Below are 17078 nucleotides of genomic sequence, written 5' to 3' on the forward strand. Positions count from 1 at the left end.
GATTCCTATTTCCTGGTTCCTTAGGCCTGTCGCCGCGCATTTGCGCAGAATCATCAACTCAAAAAGATATGATGCAACATATCAAAAACTCAATAAACATTCGGACAATTAAGAGGAAAAGCCACCATGAAACACTTTCACCTGATCACTCCTGCAAGGAGGAAACCCGTTCTCTCCGGTACGCTACTGGTTCTGTCATCGCTGCTCAGCGCCTGTGGCGGAGGAGGGTCGAGCAGTGATGATAAGCATACGGACACGGACATTGACGCCGCCGGACGGCTGGCAATCTATGACGCCGATGCTCAAGCCTTGAAAGTCCTGGATTTGAATGACGGCTCGGTGCTGGAAAGCTTCACGTTAATCGGCTCCGCGCCAAGACTTTATCCGCTGCCGGGAGATCGTTACACCGCTGTTCTGCAGCGCGACGATAACAAGGTGTCCTTTATTGATGGCGGGCTGTATACCGAGGACCACGGCGACCATATGCACGACTACGCGGAAGCGCCTCGCTTGCTCGACTTTACCCTGAGCGGAGTCAGGCCTACCCATTACGTCATGGGGGAATCAAGCGCGATTGTGTTTAATGACGGCGATGATATGAATGTCGCCAGCGTCACCGCCTTATCTGGCGCCAGTGTCGCTGCGGGGGAGGTGCTGCTTGAGCTTAACCGGGAAAATAACATGCACGGCGTGGCGAAGCTCATCGATGGACATCTGTTTGTTACCTATCGCGATTCCGGCATTACCGACACGACGTTGCCAGCCGAAGTGGAGCGTTACTCAATCGCTGATGGCATAGCCACCTTTGAAGAGCGTTACGATGCTCAGTGTCCTCGTCTGCATGGCGCAGGTTACAACCAGGATGTGCTGATTTTCGGATGCGCCGACGGCCTTCTCGCGATTGATCTGCATAATGCCGACTATCCCGCGATCAAATATGGAAACCCCGAATCCCTGGCCGACGGCAGTCGAATTGGAACGGTGTATGGACATAAAGAGGTTGCGACGCTGGTGACCAGCGCGGGTTCGCAACTGTTCGCCACAGTGATCGAAAATGGCGCGGTGAGCTACCAGGAACTGAAGTTGGATGAGGGCGTCAGCGGGCTGAGTCAGAACTTTACTCCGAACGGCGAGTTCTTCTGGGTGCTCGGCGATAACGAAAAACTGTATCTATGGGAGACGGACGGCGACTGGGCCGTTGCGACGTCTTTCTCTGTCTCCAGTACCGACATCGAGTCGGCTTATGTTGCTTCCTCCACGGTCAATCACATGCTCTACGTTCTGGATGTGGAGAACCGGCGCATCGTTGAAGTGGACTATGAAGCAGGACTTTCGGGACGGACTTTCGCGCTCGACTTTACCCCTTCCGGTTTGAGCTGGATGGGTTTGGCTGGTCACGAAGATGATGAAGACCATAGCCATGACTAATCCGCTCGTCTTTAATAAGAAACGGTTAATCGGTCAGTCCGTCGCGCCATGCGGGTTTGCTTTTCTGGCGATTTCGGTTTGTCTCAGCGCCAATGGTCTGCAAGCCAAGGAGCTGAACCCGGATATCAGCGTCGTACTTGATGGCATGTATATTGATAATCCCTTGGCTCTGGGTCATGGAGGGCCCGGCTTCGCGCTCGGGCACAACGAGCTTTCACTGGGAGCGCCGATTGATGACCTGTTCATCGGGCGTCTGACGACGGTCATTGAAAGTCATGACGGCGAGACCGAATTGGAGTTGGAAGAGGCCTATCTTCGGACCACGGGGCTGGGTTATGGACTTAACGTCAAGGCTGGTCGTTTCCTCTCCGCAATCGGTTACCTTAACAGCCAGCATACTCACAGCGACAGGTTCTCCACCCGACCGGCGGTATACCGGTCGCTGCTCGGAAGTCACTATTTTGATGACGGCTTGCAGTTGAACCTGACGTTGCCGACGGATCTCTATTGGCGGGTCACTGCGGAAGCGCTACAGGGGGACGCCATCTCGGATGTGGAAAATGGCGTCGGCCTGTACACCCTCAGCACCAAACTCGGGGGCGACCTGTCGGCGTCCCAGAGCTGGCAGGCGGGATTGTCGTATATGAAGAACCGCTCCCCGGCTATCCAGGAAGAAGAACATGACCATGCCGACGACGAAGACGAAGAGCATGACCATGCTGGTCATAGCCATGGCCTGAGCTATTACGGCGGCGATCTTTATGCGGCGGATCTGGTCTGGAAGTGGGCGCCCCAGGGAAACAATCGGCAGCAGCAAGTTGAACTCAGCGCCGAGTACTTCTATGTCGACGAACTCAATGACTTCGCCGATGAGGATGACTTTCACGAAGGCTGGTACGTTGCGGCGGTCTGGCGATTTGCGCCGCAATGGTCAACCGGTGTTCGCTATGGCGAAGTGGACCTGCGCCAGCCTCATGGCGATCACTTTCACAGTCAGTCCCTGCGGGAGAGCGATGTGATGCTTTCTTATTCACACTCGCACTTCTCAACGATTCGATTGCAGTACACGCGCCAGACCGGGGAGGGCTTCAGCGATATAGACAGCGCCATCCTGCTTCAGTATGTGATGAGTTTCGGGGAGCATGGCGCGCATGAGTTCTAGGCTTCTCACTGTCATATTGCTCGCGTGTTCGTGTGGCGCGCGGGCGGAGTTCAGCGTTTTCGCCTGTGAGCCGGAGTGGGCGGATCTGGCGCGCGCGCTGGTTCCGGACGCCAGGGTCACGGTGGCGACAAGCGCCTGGCAAGATCCTCATTACATAGAGCCGCGGCCCAGCCTGATCGCCGCTATGCGCAACAGCGATCTGGCGGTCTGCACGGGAGCGTCGCTGGAGACAGGCTGGCTGCCGGTATTGATTCAGCGCGCGGCGAATCACAACATCGCGGAAAATCGCCAAGGGCTTTTTTACGCCGCATCGCATACGCATTTACATCAGCCGCATGATCATATCGATCGCAGCATGGGAGACGTGCATCCGGAAGGGAACCCTCATTTCCATCTGAATCCCCATGCGGCGCCTGAGATTATGGAAAGGCTGGCTCACCGCATAGAGCAAGTTGCGCCTGCTGAGGATACGAAGTTTATGCGTGCGCTGCATACGCGGTGGAAGATGCGCTGGAAGCAGTCGCAAGAACAATGGCGAGCGCTGGCGGTCGGCCTTAAAGGCATGAAGGTTGTGGTGCAGCATTCCGGGTTTGACTACCTGTTGCGCTATGCAGGGATAGAGGCCGTGCTCGATCTGGAGCCCAAACCGGGTCTGCCGCCGACGCCTTCGCACTTGAATCAGCTGTTGAACGATCCCCGCCTGCAGGAAGCCAGCGTCATTCTGATCAGTCCCTACCAGGACCCGCAACCCGCCCAATGGCTGGCGGAAAGGACCGGGCTCAAGGTGCTGATCCTGCCGACCACGTTGACGGAAGACGAGGCGACGGACACTTTGCCGGAGCTTATTACTCACATACTGACCAGTCTGTCGAGATTCTCTCCTAAATCGACCAGGGTTTCCGTCTCAGATGAGCGCTGAATGGATGTGGATCTGGACGCCGGTGTGCGCCAGCGTTTTGCTCTCCTTAATGCTTGCGCCGCTGGGCGATAAGGTCCTGCAGCGCGGCGTCGTGTTTGCGGATATCGCCATCGCGCAGTGGGCGGCGCTGGGAGTATTGGCGGGCGGGCGTTTTGCCTGGAGCCGCGAGTGGGGCGGCTCGCTCGCCGGCTTCTCTTTTAGCGGACTTGTTTTCGCTTTATTGGCGTCTGGTATCGTACATCTGATTCTGCAGCGCGGAGCCGCCTATCGGGAAGCCATGATTGGCGTCTTGTACGTGGTGGGCGCCAGCCTTGCGACCATCAGCGTCAGTCATGATCCCCATGGCGCTCAGGCGCTGGCCGCGACGCTGAATGGCGATCTGCTGTGGTCGTTGCCGTCGCAGCTTTATGTTCTTGCTCCTGTCGCGTTGTTAATCGTGGGGTGGCTTGGTTTTTCATCTGAATGGCGACAACAGCTGTTCTTACCTTTGTTCGCCCTGGCGGTTACCGTTTCCGTGGAAGTCGCGGGGGTCTATGTCGTGTTTGCGACGTTGATAACGACGCCCTTGCTTCTGTGTCGCATAGGGGGGAGGGGGATCGTCTCCGCCATTGTTATTTGCATTGCAGGGCATATTGCGGGGCTGATTGTGGCCGCCTGGGGGGATTTCCCGGTAGGGGCCTCGGTTGTGTTATGCAACCTGGTAGTGGGCGTTGTGGCGCTGTTATTGTTGCGGCGTTTGCAAAGTAAGGGGTGATTGGGGGGGGAACGCTGGCTTTGAACCGTTCCCAGCGCATGAACGTCGATCCACCGCCAGACCAGAGGGTCAGGCGGGCTGTACCAGGCAATGGTCGCAGATGCAGTTTATTTCCAGCTGCGGACTGATCATATGGAAACCCGCAAGTTCTACGCTTGCTTTCAATTCAGACGCCGTCGATTTGTTTATGCTGATTTCCTTCACCTTTTGGCATCGACTGCATATCAAAAACTGGGGGGCTTCGTGGACGTGGTCGCAGGTTATGTGGGAGCAGGCGACGTATTTGTTGGCCAGGTTCAATTTGTGCGCCAGCCCCTCTTCCTGCAGGAAGTCCAGAATTCTGTAGACGGACATCGCAGGCATGCTTTCGCCATATTCTGTCTTGCAGTAGTCCACCAATTCATAAGCAGACAAGGCTTTCTGAGATGCAAGCAATCCGGAAAGCACCTGCTTTCTCTTATTGGTGAATCGCACGCCATGTTCCCGACAGTGCCTTTCCGCGTGGTCAAGGATGGTTTGAATCTGTTGCACGGCCTTACCTTTGGTCAGAAGTTTGATAACGGATTCCCGATGATTAACGAATAGCAGGTCATGGTAACCTAAAGTCGCTTCTTTTTATTGACGTTCCATGGTTATTAATCCGGCAGACAAATAGCTTCCTTCTATTTGACTGCAACGACAGGGCCTGCACATATCAGACCCTTTCTCCCGCGGCTTGTCGCCGCGCAGGCGCGTCCATGCGCCTGGTTATTAACATGCCAATATCATTACCATTTTAATAATATCGTCGCCATGTTGATCATCGTCGTTATTTTCGCATGGCCTCGGGTATACTCCAGAGCTGAATTTTACGCTTGTCCGCCATGCAGGCGCATTCCGGCGCCGGGCTAATAACTATCAATATTATTTCGCTGTGAACTCTGTCTGTGAATGCTATGAATATCGAACAAGCCTTGAACGCTTTCTACAAAGAAAGCGGTTTTGAACTCGAAACCGGTAAACGGCCGGCTTTCGTTGAAGTCTTCGTAGGCTGTCTGCTGATTCCTTTGCCGAATGTAGAGACGCGCCGTAAGTACATTAAATACCACGATCTGCATCATGTGATAACCGGCTATGGCGCTTCGCAGGTCGGCGAAGGCGAGGTGAGCGCCTGGGAGTTGGGGACGGGCAGCATGCTGCATCCCATTCTCATGTTCATGAACCTGATCGCCATTTCCACCGCCATGGCGGTCAGCCCGCGCCGGGTATTCAAGGCGTATCTGCTGGGCTGCAAAAGCCGCAATCTGTACTGTCCTAAAGTGCGCCGTCGCATTGATAACGGCGAGCTGAACGACATCGCGCAACTGCGCAATGAGTTTGTTAACTGCCGCTGCAGCGACGGCTGGATTGCGTTGAAGATGATCCCCTTTGTTCTCTACGCACTGCTCTCTATCATCATTCACCTGATCCTCGTGATCCCCGCTTTGCTCTACAAAAAAGTCTGGGGCAAGCTGTTCAGCGCCAGACTGGTGAAGCTGGTGAAAGTGCGCAGCTAGGCTGCCGTCCGGTTCCTCGCCACACAGAGAAGAATAACAATGGAAGACCTTAACTTTACCTATATTGTCAAAGACAACGAAGTCACTATCTATCATCACGGCAGGAAAGCCACGACACTGCGTGGCGACAAAGCCCGCCAATTCACCGAAGAAGCCGACAGCGCTTCATTCGGAGACATGCAGCAACTGATGGCCAGACTCACCGGAAACTACAAACGCGGCAATGAGAAACACGCGAAGAAGATTCGGCGGGAAAAGTATGGTTATTAAAAGCAGAAGTTAAAAATATTTTCGAAAATGCGATAGAGAAATGTCCGGAAAAAAAGACAGCAGTGGTGAAAGAGAGCGTTGTCCTGTTCATGGTCGCGGTCGGCGTTTGTCGAGGGACAATATCTCCGAGATTCGACGCACGATCGATATCGCCAACTCGCAAGCCCGCAGAAAAGGTAAGACGCCCCAAAAGCCCAAGATCGTTATGTTCAGCTGCGCGTGTAATTGCTTCGCAGTTATTGTTGATTGAGCCTTTGAGTAGGCTCAATGCTGATTAGGAGGTTATTTCGCTGATTTCATGAGAAAAACTTAGCCCCGGGCAATTGGAGCCCGGGAGCTGAGGGTTATTCCGAAGGATTAGCTTGTTTTAGCTGCTTTGCTTCTTCAAACCGCTTTTGATATTCAGGAGATAGCTTGACGCTCACAAAAGACATGAACTCGTCTATCGACTCCCTGGCGATCTCAGGAATATTATGAGAAGGATCATTAAATTTTCTGTTTAATGCGCCTGGACTAAACATTATAGCTATCTCATGATCATCAGATATAGGGAGATGGTATTCGATTTCATAAGGTTTCTGAGGAAGGCTCGCAACTATCTGATACCATGTAAGCTGGTTGATGTTTATTATCTTTACATCTTCATCAGATGTGGGGTACGTCCAAAAGTGAACCTCTGGATCAATGGGAACTGCATAGTCTTCCCTGTGTGTCCATAAATCAGTGTTCGCCTCTCCCCACACTACTTTGCTGTGATCCAGCAGCCATTTTTTCATATCGGATGATAAAAACAGGCTGTCAATATCACGGTTTTGCGGAGAGCGCCTGTTCAAGTGTATATATATGGTTAAGTTGCCTATTGCTCCCTCGCCGAAGGGCTTATCCCAATAATTCCACCCCCTGCGAAGCAAGTTAATAGACATTCCCTTTTTATCGCTCCAAACCTCAAATTCACTATCTTTATAAATATCCACTTTGGATGGCGTTCTAAGAACGCTTGTCATTTTTTCATTAGGCGGACATTTAAACTCTAATATCGTTCCGGATAAGTCAAAACGAATGCTGGGGGCTGATTTGAAATCAGGCCGTAGCGGGTTTGCTATGGATGCACGAAAGCGCTTAATCCAACGCATTACCATTTTGGCCTCATCTCACGCATTAACGCCATGAAGGATTCTTTATATCCTCCTGACTGTTTAATAACTTGCGTATTAAAATCCACGTTGCTCTTTGTCTGGTCCTAGATCTTGTAATTAGCTTCAACAATTCAGTAAAAATGCAATTGCCAGTGTAGTAAGAGACGCATAGCGCTTGTGAGCGCTATGCGGGATGATAAGGGCTAGTCGAGCTTAATATGAACGTTTTCTATAAACTCGTGGACTGTTCGCTCTACTGCGCCATCTAGATCATGATCATCCTTATAGTAGTTGCGCCCTAGTGCAGACGCATTAAAAGAAAATGCAAGTTCGTGGTCTTCAGAAATTGGTGTATGCCATAAATGACGTTTTGCATCATAAGGCCTGTCTACTACATAATTAAACCAGTCTATGCCATTTATATTCGTAGTACTGATTTCTTCATGTGTTTTTGGATATCGCCAAAAATCTCTTTCCGGATCAACTGGCCTTGCTTGTCTCTCTGGGTTAGCCACTAACTCTCTATTAACATATCCCCATATATTATTGGTATATGTAATAAGCCAGCACTTCATATCATCTGAATTTAAGAGTGAGTCAATTACTCGGTAATGAGGGTCGCGGCGTTGTAACCTAGCATCCAGTGTTACGTAACCAATTGCCCCCTCTCCAAATGGTCTGTCCCAAAACTTCCAGCCTGTATCTATTATATCTATTGACATCCCAGTTTTACTTTTTGCCCATCTGCTATATATATTGTCATCATATATATTTATTACTGCATCTGAGCATTTACTAAAAGGGCCGCTCATCTCATGGCGGGGACATAGAAAACTTAACTCTTTTCCAGATAGACTGAACTTAACCATAGGCGCGTTTGAAAAGTCCGGCCCTAGCGGATTCATATTTGAAGCCTTTAGCCTTTTAAGCCAGTGCATCAGGAATGTCTCCCTAGCTCTATCATTACGTCGGTAAAGGATTTCTTTTTAGCCACATTCATAGTATTTGATACATCGTTGTTTATATAACGAGAGAGGCATAGCGCTTTTCAGCACCATGCAGATGATAAAACTGGCTAGTCGAGCTTAATATGAACATTTTCTATAAATTCATGGACTGTTCGTTCTACTGCTCCATCTAAGTCATGATCCTCTTCATAATAATCACGACTTATCGAAGAAGAATTAAAAATAAAAGCTAGTTCATGATCTTCGGATAATGGAGTATGCCAGAAGCGTCTTTTAGCTTTATTAGGCTTATCCACAGAATAATAAAACCAGTCCACATCATTCTTTGACATGGTATGAATATCTTTCTTATTTTGAGGATACCTCCAAAAGTCTCTCTCTGGATCAATTGGTCTAGCTTGTCTCTCAGGGTGTGCGATAAGCTCCCTATTAGTATAACCCCACACATTGTCGGAATAAGTAATAATCCACTCTTTTATATCATTATGATTTAATAGCGAGTCAATTTTCCTATAATGGGGGTCCCGACGTTGTAATCTAACATATAACGTTACATAGCCAATAGCACCATCTCCGAAAGGTTTATCCAAAAACTTCCAGCCTGTGTGGACCAAATCAACAGACATACCTGTTTTCCCTTTTTCCCATTTTAAATATATATCATCTTGATATATATTCACCGTCTCTGGCTTTATTTCAGACGGTCCGCTTAATTCGTGAGGGGGGCAGCGAAAACATAATTTCTTTCCAGATAGATTAAATTCAACCCAAGGGGCAGCTGAAAAGTCAGGGCCCATTGGGTTCAGTTTGGATGCTTTTAGCCTTCGGAGCCAGCGCATCAAGAACGCCTCCCAAGTTCTTTCATTACGCCAATAAAGGATTTTCCGAGCCCGTCGTATTTAGCCTCAATCATACTGTTGAAATCGCTGCTGCTCATATGCGGATTCATATGCGGGTTTATTTCAGGGTTCATTGTATGGGTTGCGAATAGATTTCTAATTAACTCGGCATTTTTATATATACGAAATATAGTGTTACATATGCCGCTAGCACCGCCGACTCCTGCGGCAATTGCTGCATAAACAGGAATATCTGCTGTAATAGCTGCAATAATTCCTCCCATGGATAAGCCGGTAGCCAAAGCTATCCCTCCTTGGGTAAGTGCCGTGTTTCGGGATTTGCGTGCATCTCCTCTCAATTTAAAAGAGTAGAGCTTGTATTCTGGTCCTAAACCTTTAACACGCTCGGACACTTGGTATAACAGTTGAGTCCTCGCAAATGTGTCTCGGTAATCATCCGACTGGTTTTTAATGAATTCTTCCGCCAACTTCATTTCTCTTAGTGGAATATGATCAAGAATTTCCAGAATGGCCCTTGAAGGCCCACCAAAATACAATGTTTGCGTATTGAGTTTAAAGTGGCGGGGAAGTTTGTTAAGCGCTTTGAGAAATAAGTCGGCTCCATCGCCGTGGATAGTCCAATTGACTTCTTTAGCTCCTATTTGAGCATCATAAAGGCTTTTGGCAACAAGCTGTGCAGTGAAATCGGCCGAGGTCACTTTTTGCTCCGGGGTAGTCCATTCTGTGCCCCGTGAGTATAAAGGTCTTGGATTGTAGGCAAGTGTGTAACCCTTGCTCTGAATCTTTGTTTCACAACCCTTATAGCCGCCAGCGATGATTTTTGGCATTGTTTCTTCAGCAGCATGTTGAAGGCTTTCAGCCATACCATTTATAGCAGCATGCTCAGTTGTAACAGTGTCTCCAGGGGTATCTGAGGCAATCCAGTTCCCGTCTACCATACCGACAAAATAAAAGCCTGGTTTATGTCCTTTGGCATGATTCACAAACTCAATGTCAGTGATATAAATTCCAGGGCCTAATCCGCCAACCGTGTCTTGCCGAATTATGTAGCTGATTCTAAGGTTTTCAACGATGTCTACATGCTCAAATGCATCACGTTTGTTTGAATAGGACTGAAAGCCGCCTGCGCAGGATCTTAAACGCGAAAGCCTGGATAGAATCAGTTGTTCGGTGTGCTCTCCCTGCATCTTCACCAGCTTAGCGAAGTGCATTCCCAATGAACCGCCAGGAATATAGATTCTGCGGCCCGACTCATTGCCAACGCCATCAAACATCAAGATATAGCCGGATGCGGCATTACCAAAAGCACGTTTAAAGCCGAAATTAGTGAGGCTGTCCTGACTGATTGAAGGCTTAGGTCTCTTTGCGGGGGCGTTCAAGGGTAAATCTCCTTATTTAGGTATCTCAGAAAGGTAAAATCGACTGTATGGTAGCTAGGTCCAGGCTGACGCTGAATCAGCCTAATGGCATAAATTTCTCTGGTCAATTTTACTGAGCGGAACGACGGGAAAGGGCCAGCCAATGAATTCTCTCCACTGGCTGGCGAAGGGGGCTAACCAACGGTAGGCGACAGATTCGCCATCATAAGATCAGCGATAAGTAGTTTGGAGAAGGCCGCTCTAATTACCTCCATCGTGGTGAAGCAGTCCGCCACGGCTCGGTGGGCTCCATTCACGGTTATGCCCATTTGCGCGGCGGCCTTGGCCAAGCTCTGCCTTCTGTATCCGCCTCGTTTGGCGTCCACCTCTCCCCAGTACTTGCGTAAGCCATCATCGCCGTCGCTACAGCATCATCCCCAGGCGCCGGAGATGATGCGCATTGCGAATAACCCCCGTCACCCATAACTCAACGCAGAAAACAATTCCCTTCCCATGTCGTCTGACGGGCGGCGGCCGTGCATCATGCGTTTGTTGTTGAGGACGGCGATGTCGCCGTCGCGCCAGGGGATGTCGCGGGTGTGGAGGTCGTACAGGGATTTGAGTTCTCCCATCAGCCAGTGGGGGATGGGGGAGCCGTCGTCCATGGTGATGGTCTGGCCGGGGTAGGGGCCGGTGAGGCTGTTGGCCAGGGCGCGGTGACCGCCGGGCAGCTGGTTGTAGACGTAGGTGGCGTAGCTAAAGTCGAGCTGGTTGTCCTCGGTCAGCTCTATTCGCACTCCTTCAAGGCCGCTGAATAACTTTTCCAGGTGGTCGCGGTTGATCTCCTCCACCGGTATGTCTTCGTCGATCATGAAGGCCACGAATACTTTCCAGAACATTTCCGGGAACAGGCGATGATAGACAAAGCGCACGTGCTCAATGAAGGTGCGGCTGGTTTCACTCAGGGCGCGCCAGATCTCCAGACCGTCGCAATAGGTGGTCTGGCCGCGGTCGCCGGCGGCGCGACGGCAGTAGAACCAGATGTAGTCCGGGGTGAACGGGCTGTTGCTGTGCTCGCTGTGCAGCTCGATGCCCGGCGTTCCCGACAGCACCCGCTGTACGCGACGGTCGTAGGATTGCCGGGTGGGGTCGAGTATCAGGCGTGAACTGAATTTCTCCACAAAATCGCCGAAACGTTCCGGCGTCGCCTCAAAACCGCGAAACAGCGCCACGCCTTTCTGTTCCATGGCGAAGTGAAAGTCGTCGGCGCTCACGCTGTCGAGCGTCTCTCCCTCCTGCGCCTGCACCAGATGGCCGGTGAAGGCGAGGAGGCGCTCCGGCGCTTTGCGCCGGGCGGTGGGAATGCGATGAGTGATGGGTGAGGTTGTGGTCATGCTGTCTGCTCCTTCCGTTCCGTCGTCATGGGAGTAAAGGACTCCGCCTGCTGGAGATGCGCCAGCAAACGAGTGGCCAACGTTTCAACATTGGGCGGTTGCACCATGGTCTGGTGCCGACCAGGAACGTACTCCACCTCCACGCCCCGTTGCGCCCACTTGGACCAGCCCAGACTGGGATCGTCCGGGCAAACGGACTTCGCCAACTGCTCCTCCCCAAGCGGACGGAACAGGGTGATCTTGCCGTTGTAAGGCTGCGGTTGATAAGACTCCACCGCATGATAGTTCAACTTGCTCACCTGCAGAATGCGACGCGCCTGCTCCAGGCTGAATCCCTGGGGCAGGGCCTGGGCCTCCCGGGTGGCTTGAATGGCCGTCTGCAATTGTTCTTCCGTGGACAGGCCGCGCAAGGTATCCGGGTCCACATCCGCGATGCCGCCAAGCAGCGAACTGATGATCTCCGCATCGTCATGGGCGGCGAACCCGCCGTCGAAGACATCCGGCGCATAAGCGTCCAGCAGACCCAGGAAGGCGATTTCCCTGCCTCGCCCCTGCAACACGCGGGCGACCTCGAACACCGCCACGCCGCCGAAGGACCATCCCGCCAGATAAAACGGACCGGCAGGCTGACGTTCGCACAATGCGTTGGCGTAGTACGCCGCCATGTCCGGGATGTTGTCGAAAGGGAGCTGCTCCGGCTCCACGCCTCGGGCCTGTACGCCGATAAAGGGGCGCGCTTCGCCCAGGCTGGCGGCCAGATGATAGTAGCAAAGCACCGTGGCGCCGGTGGGATGCACGCAGAACAGCGGCGGATGTTCGCCGCGAGCGGTCAGCGTCACCAAAGGCGACCAGTCCTCAGGATGGGCTTTGCGGGCGCTGCGCACCTGTTCCGCCAGTTTCTCCACGGTCGGATGCTGGAACAGCGTGGTCAGTGGCAGGGCGATATGAAACTCCTGCTGAATCGCGCTCATCAGCCGCACCGCCAACAGAGAAAAACCGCCCAATGCGAAAAAGTTATCCGTCACACCCACCGGACTGCGCTCCAGCAAACGCTCCCATATACGCGCTACGCCCAGCTCCACGTCGTCCCGAGGAGCGACGAACTCATTGTGCGACACGGCGGCGTGCATGCCCTCCAGCGCGGCGTAATCCGTCTTGCCGGAGGGCGTCAGCGGCAGCGCATCAAGGGGGACCAGCAGATCCGGCAGCATGTATGGCGGTAAACGCTCGCGCAGATAAGTCAGGATCGCCTCCGCCTGCAACTCGCCTTTGTTCGCTGTTCGCGCCAACACCACATAAGCCAGCAGACGGCGATCCGCCTCCTCGCCCTGGGCGACGACCGCGGCTTGCTGGATATCCTCCCGGCTCAGCAATTGGGTTTCCAGTTCGCCGGCTTCAATGCGGAAACCGCGCACTTTGAACTGGCGATCTGTTCTGCCGAGCAAATCCAATGCGCCGTCCGGACGCCAGCGGGCGCGGTCGCCGCTGCGGTAATAGCGCCGCGGCGCGGATAACCCGGGCAGCGCCAGCTCCACGAAACGGGTGGCGTTGAGTTCAGGACGGTTATGGTAGCCCAGGGCCAGACCGACGCCGGAGATCAATAGCTCGCCAGGCGCGCCTACCGGGCAGGGACGGTCCAGCGCGTCGACCACGTGGCACTGCATATTCTGAATCGGCTGACCCACATCCGGCGGCAGACCACTGTACACCACCTCGCCGAGGGTGGCGCAGACCGTCGCCTCCGTGGGACCGTAAGCATTGATCATCAGGCGGCCCTTGCTCCATTTCGGGACCAGGTCCGCCGGACAGGGCTCCCCAGCCACCACCAGGGTTTGCAAACCGGGGGCCGAATCCTCCGGCAACAGCGCCAGGGAGGACGGCGTCAGGGTGATGTGGGTGATCTCAAACTCCTGCAGCGCCTGGGCCAGATCAGGACCGGGCATGATGCGGTCGCGGGGCGCCAGAATCAGACGGGCGCCGGCGCACAGGGCGGTGAAGATTTCCGACACCGCGGCGTCGAAACTGAATGACGCCACCTGCAACACCCGACTGTCGCTGCGCAACCTGAACGCCTTGATCTGCGCCTCCAGCATGTTGATCAAGCCGCTATGATGCAGCAAGACGCCTTTGGGCGCGCCGGTGGAGCCGGAGGTATAGATCATGTAGGCGGCGGCGTCAGGGGCGGGGGCGTAATCCAGCGGCCGTGACGACTGTTGGCGCCAGGAGGTGATGTCGTCGAGGTAAATGACGGAACCGCCGCGATCCTCCAGCACCTCAATGAAGGGCGCATCCACGTCCGGGTGTTCCACCAGGAACAGGCGACAGCCAGAGTCCTCCGCCATGTAGCGTAGACGTTCCGCCGGATAATCCGGGTCCAGAGGCAGAAACGCGCCGCCCGCCTTCAACGCCGCCAGCAGCGCGATCACCATATCGCAGCCGGGACGGCAGCAAACGCCCACCAGTCCGCCTTTCTCCAGGCCGGAGACCTGCAGCTCCCGCGCCAGTTGGTTCGATTGTTCGTCCAGCATGCGGTAGCACAACTGCAACCCCGGCGTCTGCAGCGCAATATGCCCGCCATAGCGGGACACCACCTCGCGGAACTGGCTCAGCACATTGGCGTTGGCGTGCGTTGCTTGCTCAGTCAGGTTGAAACTGGCCAGCAGACTCCAGTCGCGGGTGGTGAGCATGTCCAGTTGTTTCACCGGCAGATCCGGCTGCTCCAAGGCCATGGTCAACACTTGCTGCAGATGCTCGGCGAACAGCTCGATGCGATGCAGATGAAAGCGCGATTCGTTGTACGCGATAGAGAAACTGAGCGTACCAGTCCGTTGCAGCAGACTCACAGTGACGTCGTTATTAAGATTGGCGGGCAGCTCGCCATGCAAGGCGTCGTAATGGGCCGCCACGTCGAACAGCGGGCAATGGTGGCGCCAGGACAGACCAAAGTCCTCCGCCATCTCCCGCCATTGGTAGTGTTGATGCTGGTAAGCGTCCAGCAGCTGCGAGCGGGTTTGCAGCAGCAGGGCCTTGAACGACGCCTCGGGATCAATACTGTTGATGATGGGCAGGGCGTTGATAAAGCCCGGCTCGGCGCCGTTTTCCTCCCTTCGCGCCGGCGAGCCGGTGACCAGGGTTTCGACGCCGCCGTTGTCGCCGTCGGAAGAGAAGGCCTGATTGTAACGTTGCAGGCATAACTGCACGCCGGCGGTGGCGATCGTGTAAATAAGAAAGCGCCCGCCTTTGCTGACCTTCATGATGAGGTCGTAAAGATGGCTGTCCAGCGTCAGGCCGTATATCTGGTAGGACTTGGAGCCTTTATGGGGAAGGTCGTAATCGCGGGGCAGGTTGCTGGGGCCGATGGCCTTGGTCAGGGATTTGCGCCAGTAATCCCTTGCCGCGAGAGAGTTTGCGTCAAGCAGAAAACCGCTTTCTTGTTGCGCCATGGTCTTTCCTTATTTTCCTTGTTCCGTTCATAGGGTCGTTATTGTTATGGTCGCCGACCGCGCAATGGCTTTAGAAAGCGAAGCTTTCCAAAGCGTCCTGGCTGACTGTCTCATTACTTCTATGATGGATATTCGCCATAAAGGCGTCATCCGTGGTTTTTTCCAACAATAGAGTGCGCATGCGCTGCAATATCGGCGCGGGAATCGCCTTCAGCGTAGGGTCCGCCATCTGCGCCTTGATCGTGGAATTGAACAGGGCCACGTAGTCGATCACCTGTTGTCGGGTATAGCCGCGACGCTGCAGATAGAAAGTAGACCATTGTTCGAAACCGTGCTGGGGCAACCAGGTGGAATTGCGAATATCGAAGAACAAACGCTCCACCCAGTCGCAGGCGGCTTCGCTGGTCATGGTGCGATGTCGCCAGGAAAAACCGTTGCCCTCCAGATCGTACTCCTGACGGTTTTTCCAAATGGGCGTCAGCGGATCGCAGTACCACAACTGGGCGCGATAAAAGTCCGGCTTGCTCTGCTCGATCAACGACTGGGTCTCCCGAATGGTGTCTTCAGTTTCGCCGGGAAAACCGACGATCAAGCTGGCGTGGGCGGAAATGCCGGCTGCCTGCAATTGCGGAATGGCCTCGGCGAAATTGCGCCGACGCGCGGTTTTGTTCATGTTCTTGAGCATGGCGTCGCTGCCGGATTCAATGCCCAGAAACACGCCTTCGCAGCCGGCTTCGCGCATCAACTGAATGGTTTCATAATCGCCCTGATCGCTGCGATAGAACGAATTCCAGCGAAAGCCGTACTGCTTGCGGATCATCAAACGCAGAATTTCCTTGAAGCGTTTTTTCGGCACGTTGAAGGTGTCGTCGAGAAAGGTGAGAGTGTCCACATTGCCCAGCGCGGCGATGCGGTCCAGCTCCTGCTCCACCAGGTCCGGCGCCAGGGTCTTGTAAGCGCCCGCCCGTTGCGGAAAGCCGCAGAACGCGCAGCTGTAGGGACAGGATTTGGCGGTGCGCAGAGAAATGAACTGGGACAGCTGCTCCGGCGGGAACAGACCGTAGTCGATGGGGTTTTCCTCCAGGGGATTGTACTCCGTCTCCACCGGGGTGCGGGAAAAGGGCCGCAACAGACTTTTGGGATCGCGAATGGCCAGGTTGGCGACGCCGTTCAGGGGCTCTCCCTTTTGCAGCGCGCTGATGATGTGGGCCAGCGCCTGCTCGCCTTCAGAACTGATCACGTAGGTGTCCGCCCCCAGATACTCGAACAGACTGGCCAGCTCATCTGCGTTGCGCACCTCGGCCTGTCCGGAGATATAGGGACCGCCGACGATGATATGGGCGTCGCTGTGCTCGCGCACGAACTTGATCACTTCGATCATGGGCTGGGGCGACACATACAGGGTAGTAGTGACCGCCACCGTGCGCACCTGGCCACTGCGCAGGAGGCGGCGCATCTCCTCTTTTTCCTGTTGGAACAGGTTGATCCAGTCCACGGTGAAGCCGCGCCGGCGTAGAAAAGACGCCAGATAGCTCACCGCCGGCCAGAGAAAGTCGAGGTTGTTGAACTGCCGGTGGGACTGGCCGGCCTCGTCATAAATATGATTAATCAGGTCCAGCGCGGTATACGGCTGTCCCTGATGCTCCACAAACGCCAGCCGCAGGTCGCGCCAGGCTCCGCCGTGATTATCGACGGAACGCACCATCTCCACGTGTTCGGGAGTGGGCGGCATATTGGTTCCGACAATCAGGCAATCAATCATATCCGCTTTTCCTTCCTTGTTAGCCCGCCGCGTCACCGCTATTTGCAGGCGGCGGGTTTTTATTGTTATTGGCTCGCGCTGTACTGCTC

General features: G+C 53.9%; 15 protein-coding genes. 7 read left to right on the top strand and 8 right to left on the bottom strand.

From position 1 onward, the window contains the following. The first annotated feature begins 126 nt into the window (after positions 1 to 126). From HCH_RS13265 to HCH_RS13280, 4 genes are read left to right on the top strand one after another with little or no spacing between them, the layout of a single operon-like run. Positions 127 to 1428, top strand: a complete 1302-nt coding sequence (locus tag HCH_RS13265; protein WP_011396784.1) for a hypothetical protein — start codon at positions 127 to 129, stop codon at positions 1426 to 1428. Next, entirely contained in the window at positions 1421 to 2590 is a 1170-nt protein-coding gene (locus HCH_RS13270) for a hypothetical protein (RefSeq protein ID WP_148212564.1), read from the top strand. The genes HCH_RS13265 and HCH_RS13270 overlap by 8 nt, the downstream gene beginning before the upstream one ends. After that, on the top strand, positions 2580 to 3509 hold the full coding sequence (locus HCH_RS13275; RefSeq protein WP_011396786.1) for a metal ABC transporter substrate-binding protein: 930 nt from the start codon (positions 2580 to 2582) through the stop codon (positions 3507 to 3509). Before HCH_RS13270 ends, HCH_RS13275 begins: the two co-directional genes overlap by 11 nt. Continuing rightward, positions 3499 to 4263 (top strand): metal ABC transporter permease, encoded by a 765-nt coding sequence (locus HCH_RS13280; protein ID WP_041598637.1) that lies wholly within the window; start codon positions 3499 to 3501, stop codon positions 4261 to 4263. The genes HCH_RS13275 and HCH_RS13280 overlap by 11 nt, the downstream gene beginning before the upstream one ends. 69 nt (positions 4264 to 4332) lie before the next feature. On the opposite strand, the gene HCH_RS33130 is transcribed toward HCH_RS13280, so the two are convergent. Next, positions 4333 to 4794: a Fur family transcriptional regulator gene (locus HCH_RS33130; protein WP_011396788.1), complete on the bottom strand. Its 462-nt coding sequence runs from the start codon at positions 4792 to 4794 to the stop codon at positions 4333 to 4335. Positions 4795 to 5198: 404 nt separating this feature from the next. Here HCH_RS33130 and HCH_RS13290 point away from each other — a divergent pair, with 404 nt between their 5' ends. Together HCH_RS13290 and HCH_RS13295 are read left to right on the top strand one after the other, a co-directional pair. After that, a complete protein-coding gene (locus HCH_RS13290) occupies positions 5199 to 5798 on the top strand; it encodes a hypothetical protein (protein WP_011396790.1) in 600 nt (199 codons plus the stop codon). 39 nt (positions 5799 to 5837) lie between these two features. Next, entirely contained in the window at positions 5838 to 6068 is a 231-nt protein-coding gene (locus HCH_RS13295; protein ID WP_011396791.1) for a hypothetical protein, read from the top strand. A gap of 344 nt (positions 6069 to 6412) precedes the next feature. On the opposite strand, the gene HCH_RS13300 is transcribed toward HCH_RS13295, so the two are convergent. The 4 genes from HCH_RS13300 to HCH_RS13315 all read right to left on the bottom strand — a co-directional run bounded on the left by HCH_RS13300 (position 6413) and on the right by HCH_RS13315 (position 10411). Further along, positions 6413 to 7207, bottom strand: a complete 795-nt coding sequence (locus tag HCH_RS13300) for a hypothetical protein (protein ID WP_011396792.1) — start codon at positions 7205 to 7207, stop codon at positions 6413 to 6415. Positions 7208 to 7407: 200 nt separating this feature from the next. Then, complete coding sequence (locus tag HCH_RS13305) at positions 7408 to 8142, bottom strand: hypothetical protein (protein WP_011396793.1); 735 nt, start codon at positions 8140 to 8142, stop codon at positions 7408 to 7410. Positions 8143 to 8279: 137 nt separating this feature from the next. Continuing rightward, positions 8280 to 9011 (bottom strand): hypothetical protein, encoded by a 732-nt coding sequence (locus HCH_RS13310; protein WP_041598639.1) that lies wholly within the window; start codon positions 9009 to 9011, stop codon positions 8280 to 8282. Further along, on the bottom strand, positions 9011 to 10411 hold the full coding sequence (locus tag HCH_RS13315) for a hypothetical protein (protein WP_011396794.1): 1401 nt from the start codon (positions 10409 to 10411) through the stop codon (positions 9011 to 9013). The genes HCH_RS13310 and HCH_RS13315 overlap by 1 nt, the downstream gene beginning before the upstream one ends. A 225-nt stretch (positions 10412 to 10636) precedes the next feature. On the opposite strand from HCH_RS13315, the gene HCH_RS35110 reads away from it, so the two are divergent. Continuing rightward, a complete protein-coding gene (locus HCH_RS35110) occupies positions 10637 to 10876 on the top strand; it encodes a hypothetical protein (protein ID WP_337998590.1) in 240 nt (79 codons plus the stop codon). Here the strand turns inward: HCH_RS35110 and HCH_RS13325 are convergent. The 3 genes from HCH_RS13325 to HCH_RS13335 form a co-directional block, all read right to left on the bottom strand. Continuing rightward, on the bottom strand, positions 10867 to 11784 hold the full coding sequence (locus HCH_RS13325) for a TauD/TfdA family dioxygenase (RefSeq protein WP_011396796.1): 918 nt from the start codon (positions 11782 to 11784) through the stop codon (positions 10867 to 10869). The genes HCH_RS35110 and HCH_RS13325 overlap by 10 nt on opposite strands. Next, on the bottom strand, positions 11781 to 15227 hold the full coding sequence (locus HCH_RS13330) for a non-ribosomal peptide synthetase (RefSeq protein WP_011396797.1): 3447 nt from the start codon (positions 15225 to 15227) through the stop codon (positions 11781 to 11783). Before HCH_RS13330 ends, HCH_RS13325 begins: the two co-directional genes overlap by 4 nt. Before the next feature lie 70 nt (positions 15228 to 15297). Continuing rightward, positions 15298 to 16989, bottom strand: a complete 1692-nt coding sequence (locus tag HCH_RS13335) for a PhpK family radical SAM P-methyltransferase (RefSeq protein ID WP_011396798.1) — start codon at positions 16987 to 16989, stop codon at positions 15298 to 15300. Between the last annotated feature and the right edge of the window lie 89 nt (positions 16990 to 17078).

Origin of the sequence: Hahella chejuensis KCTC 2396 (genome assembly GCF_000012985.1) — a bacterium.
Taxonomy (GTDB): Bacteria; Pseudomonadota; Gammaproteobacteria; order Pseudomonadales; family Oleiphilaceae; genus Hahella; species Hahella chejuensis.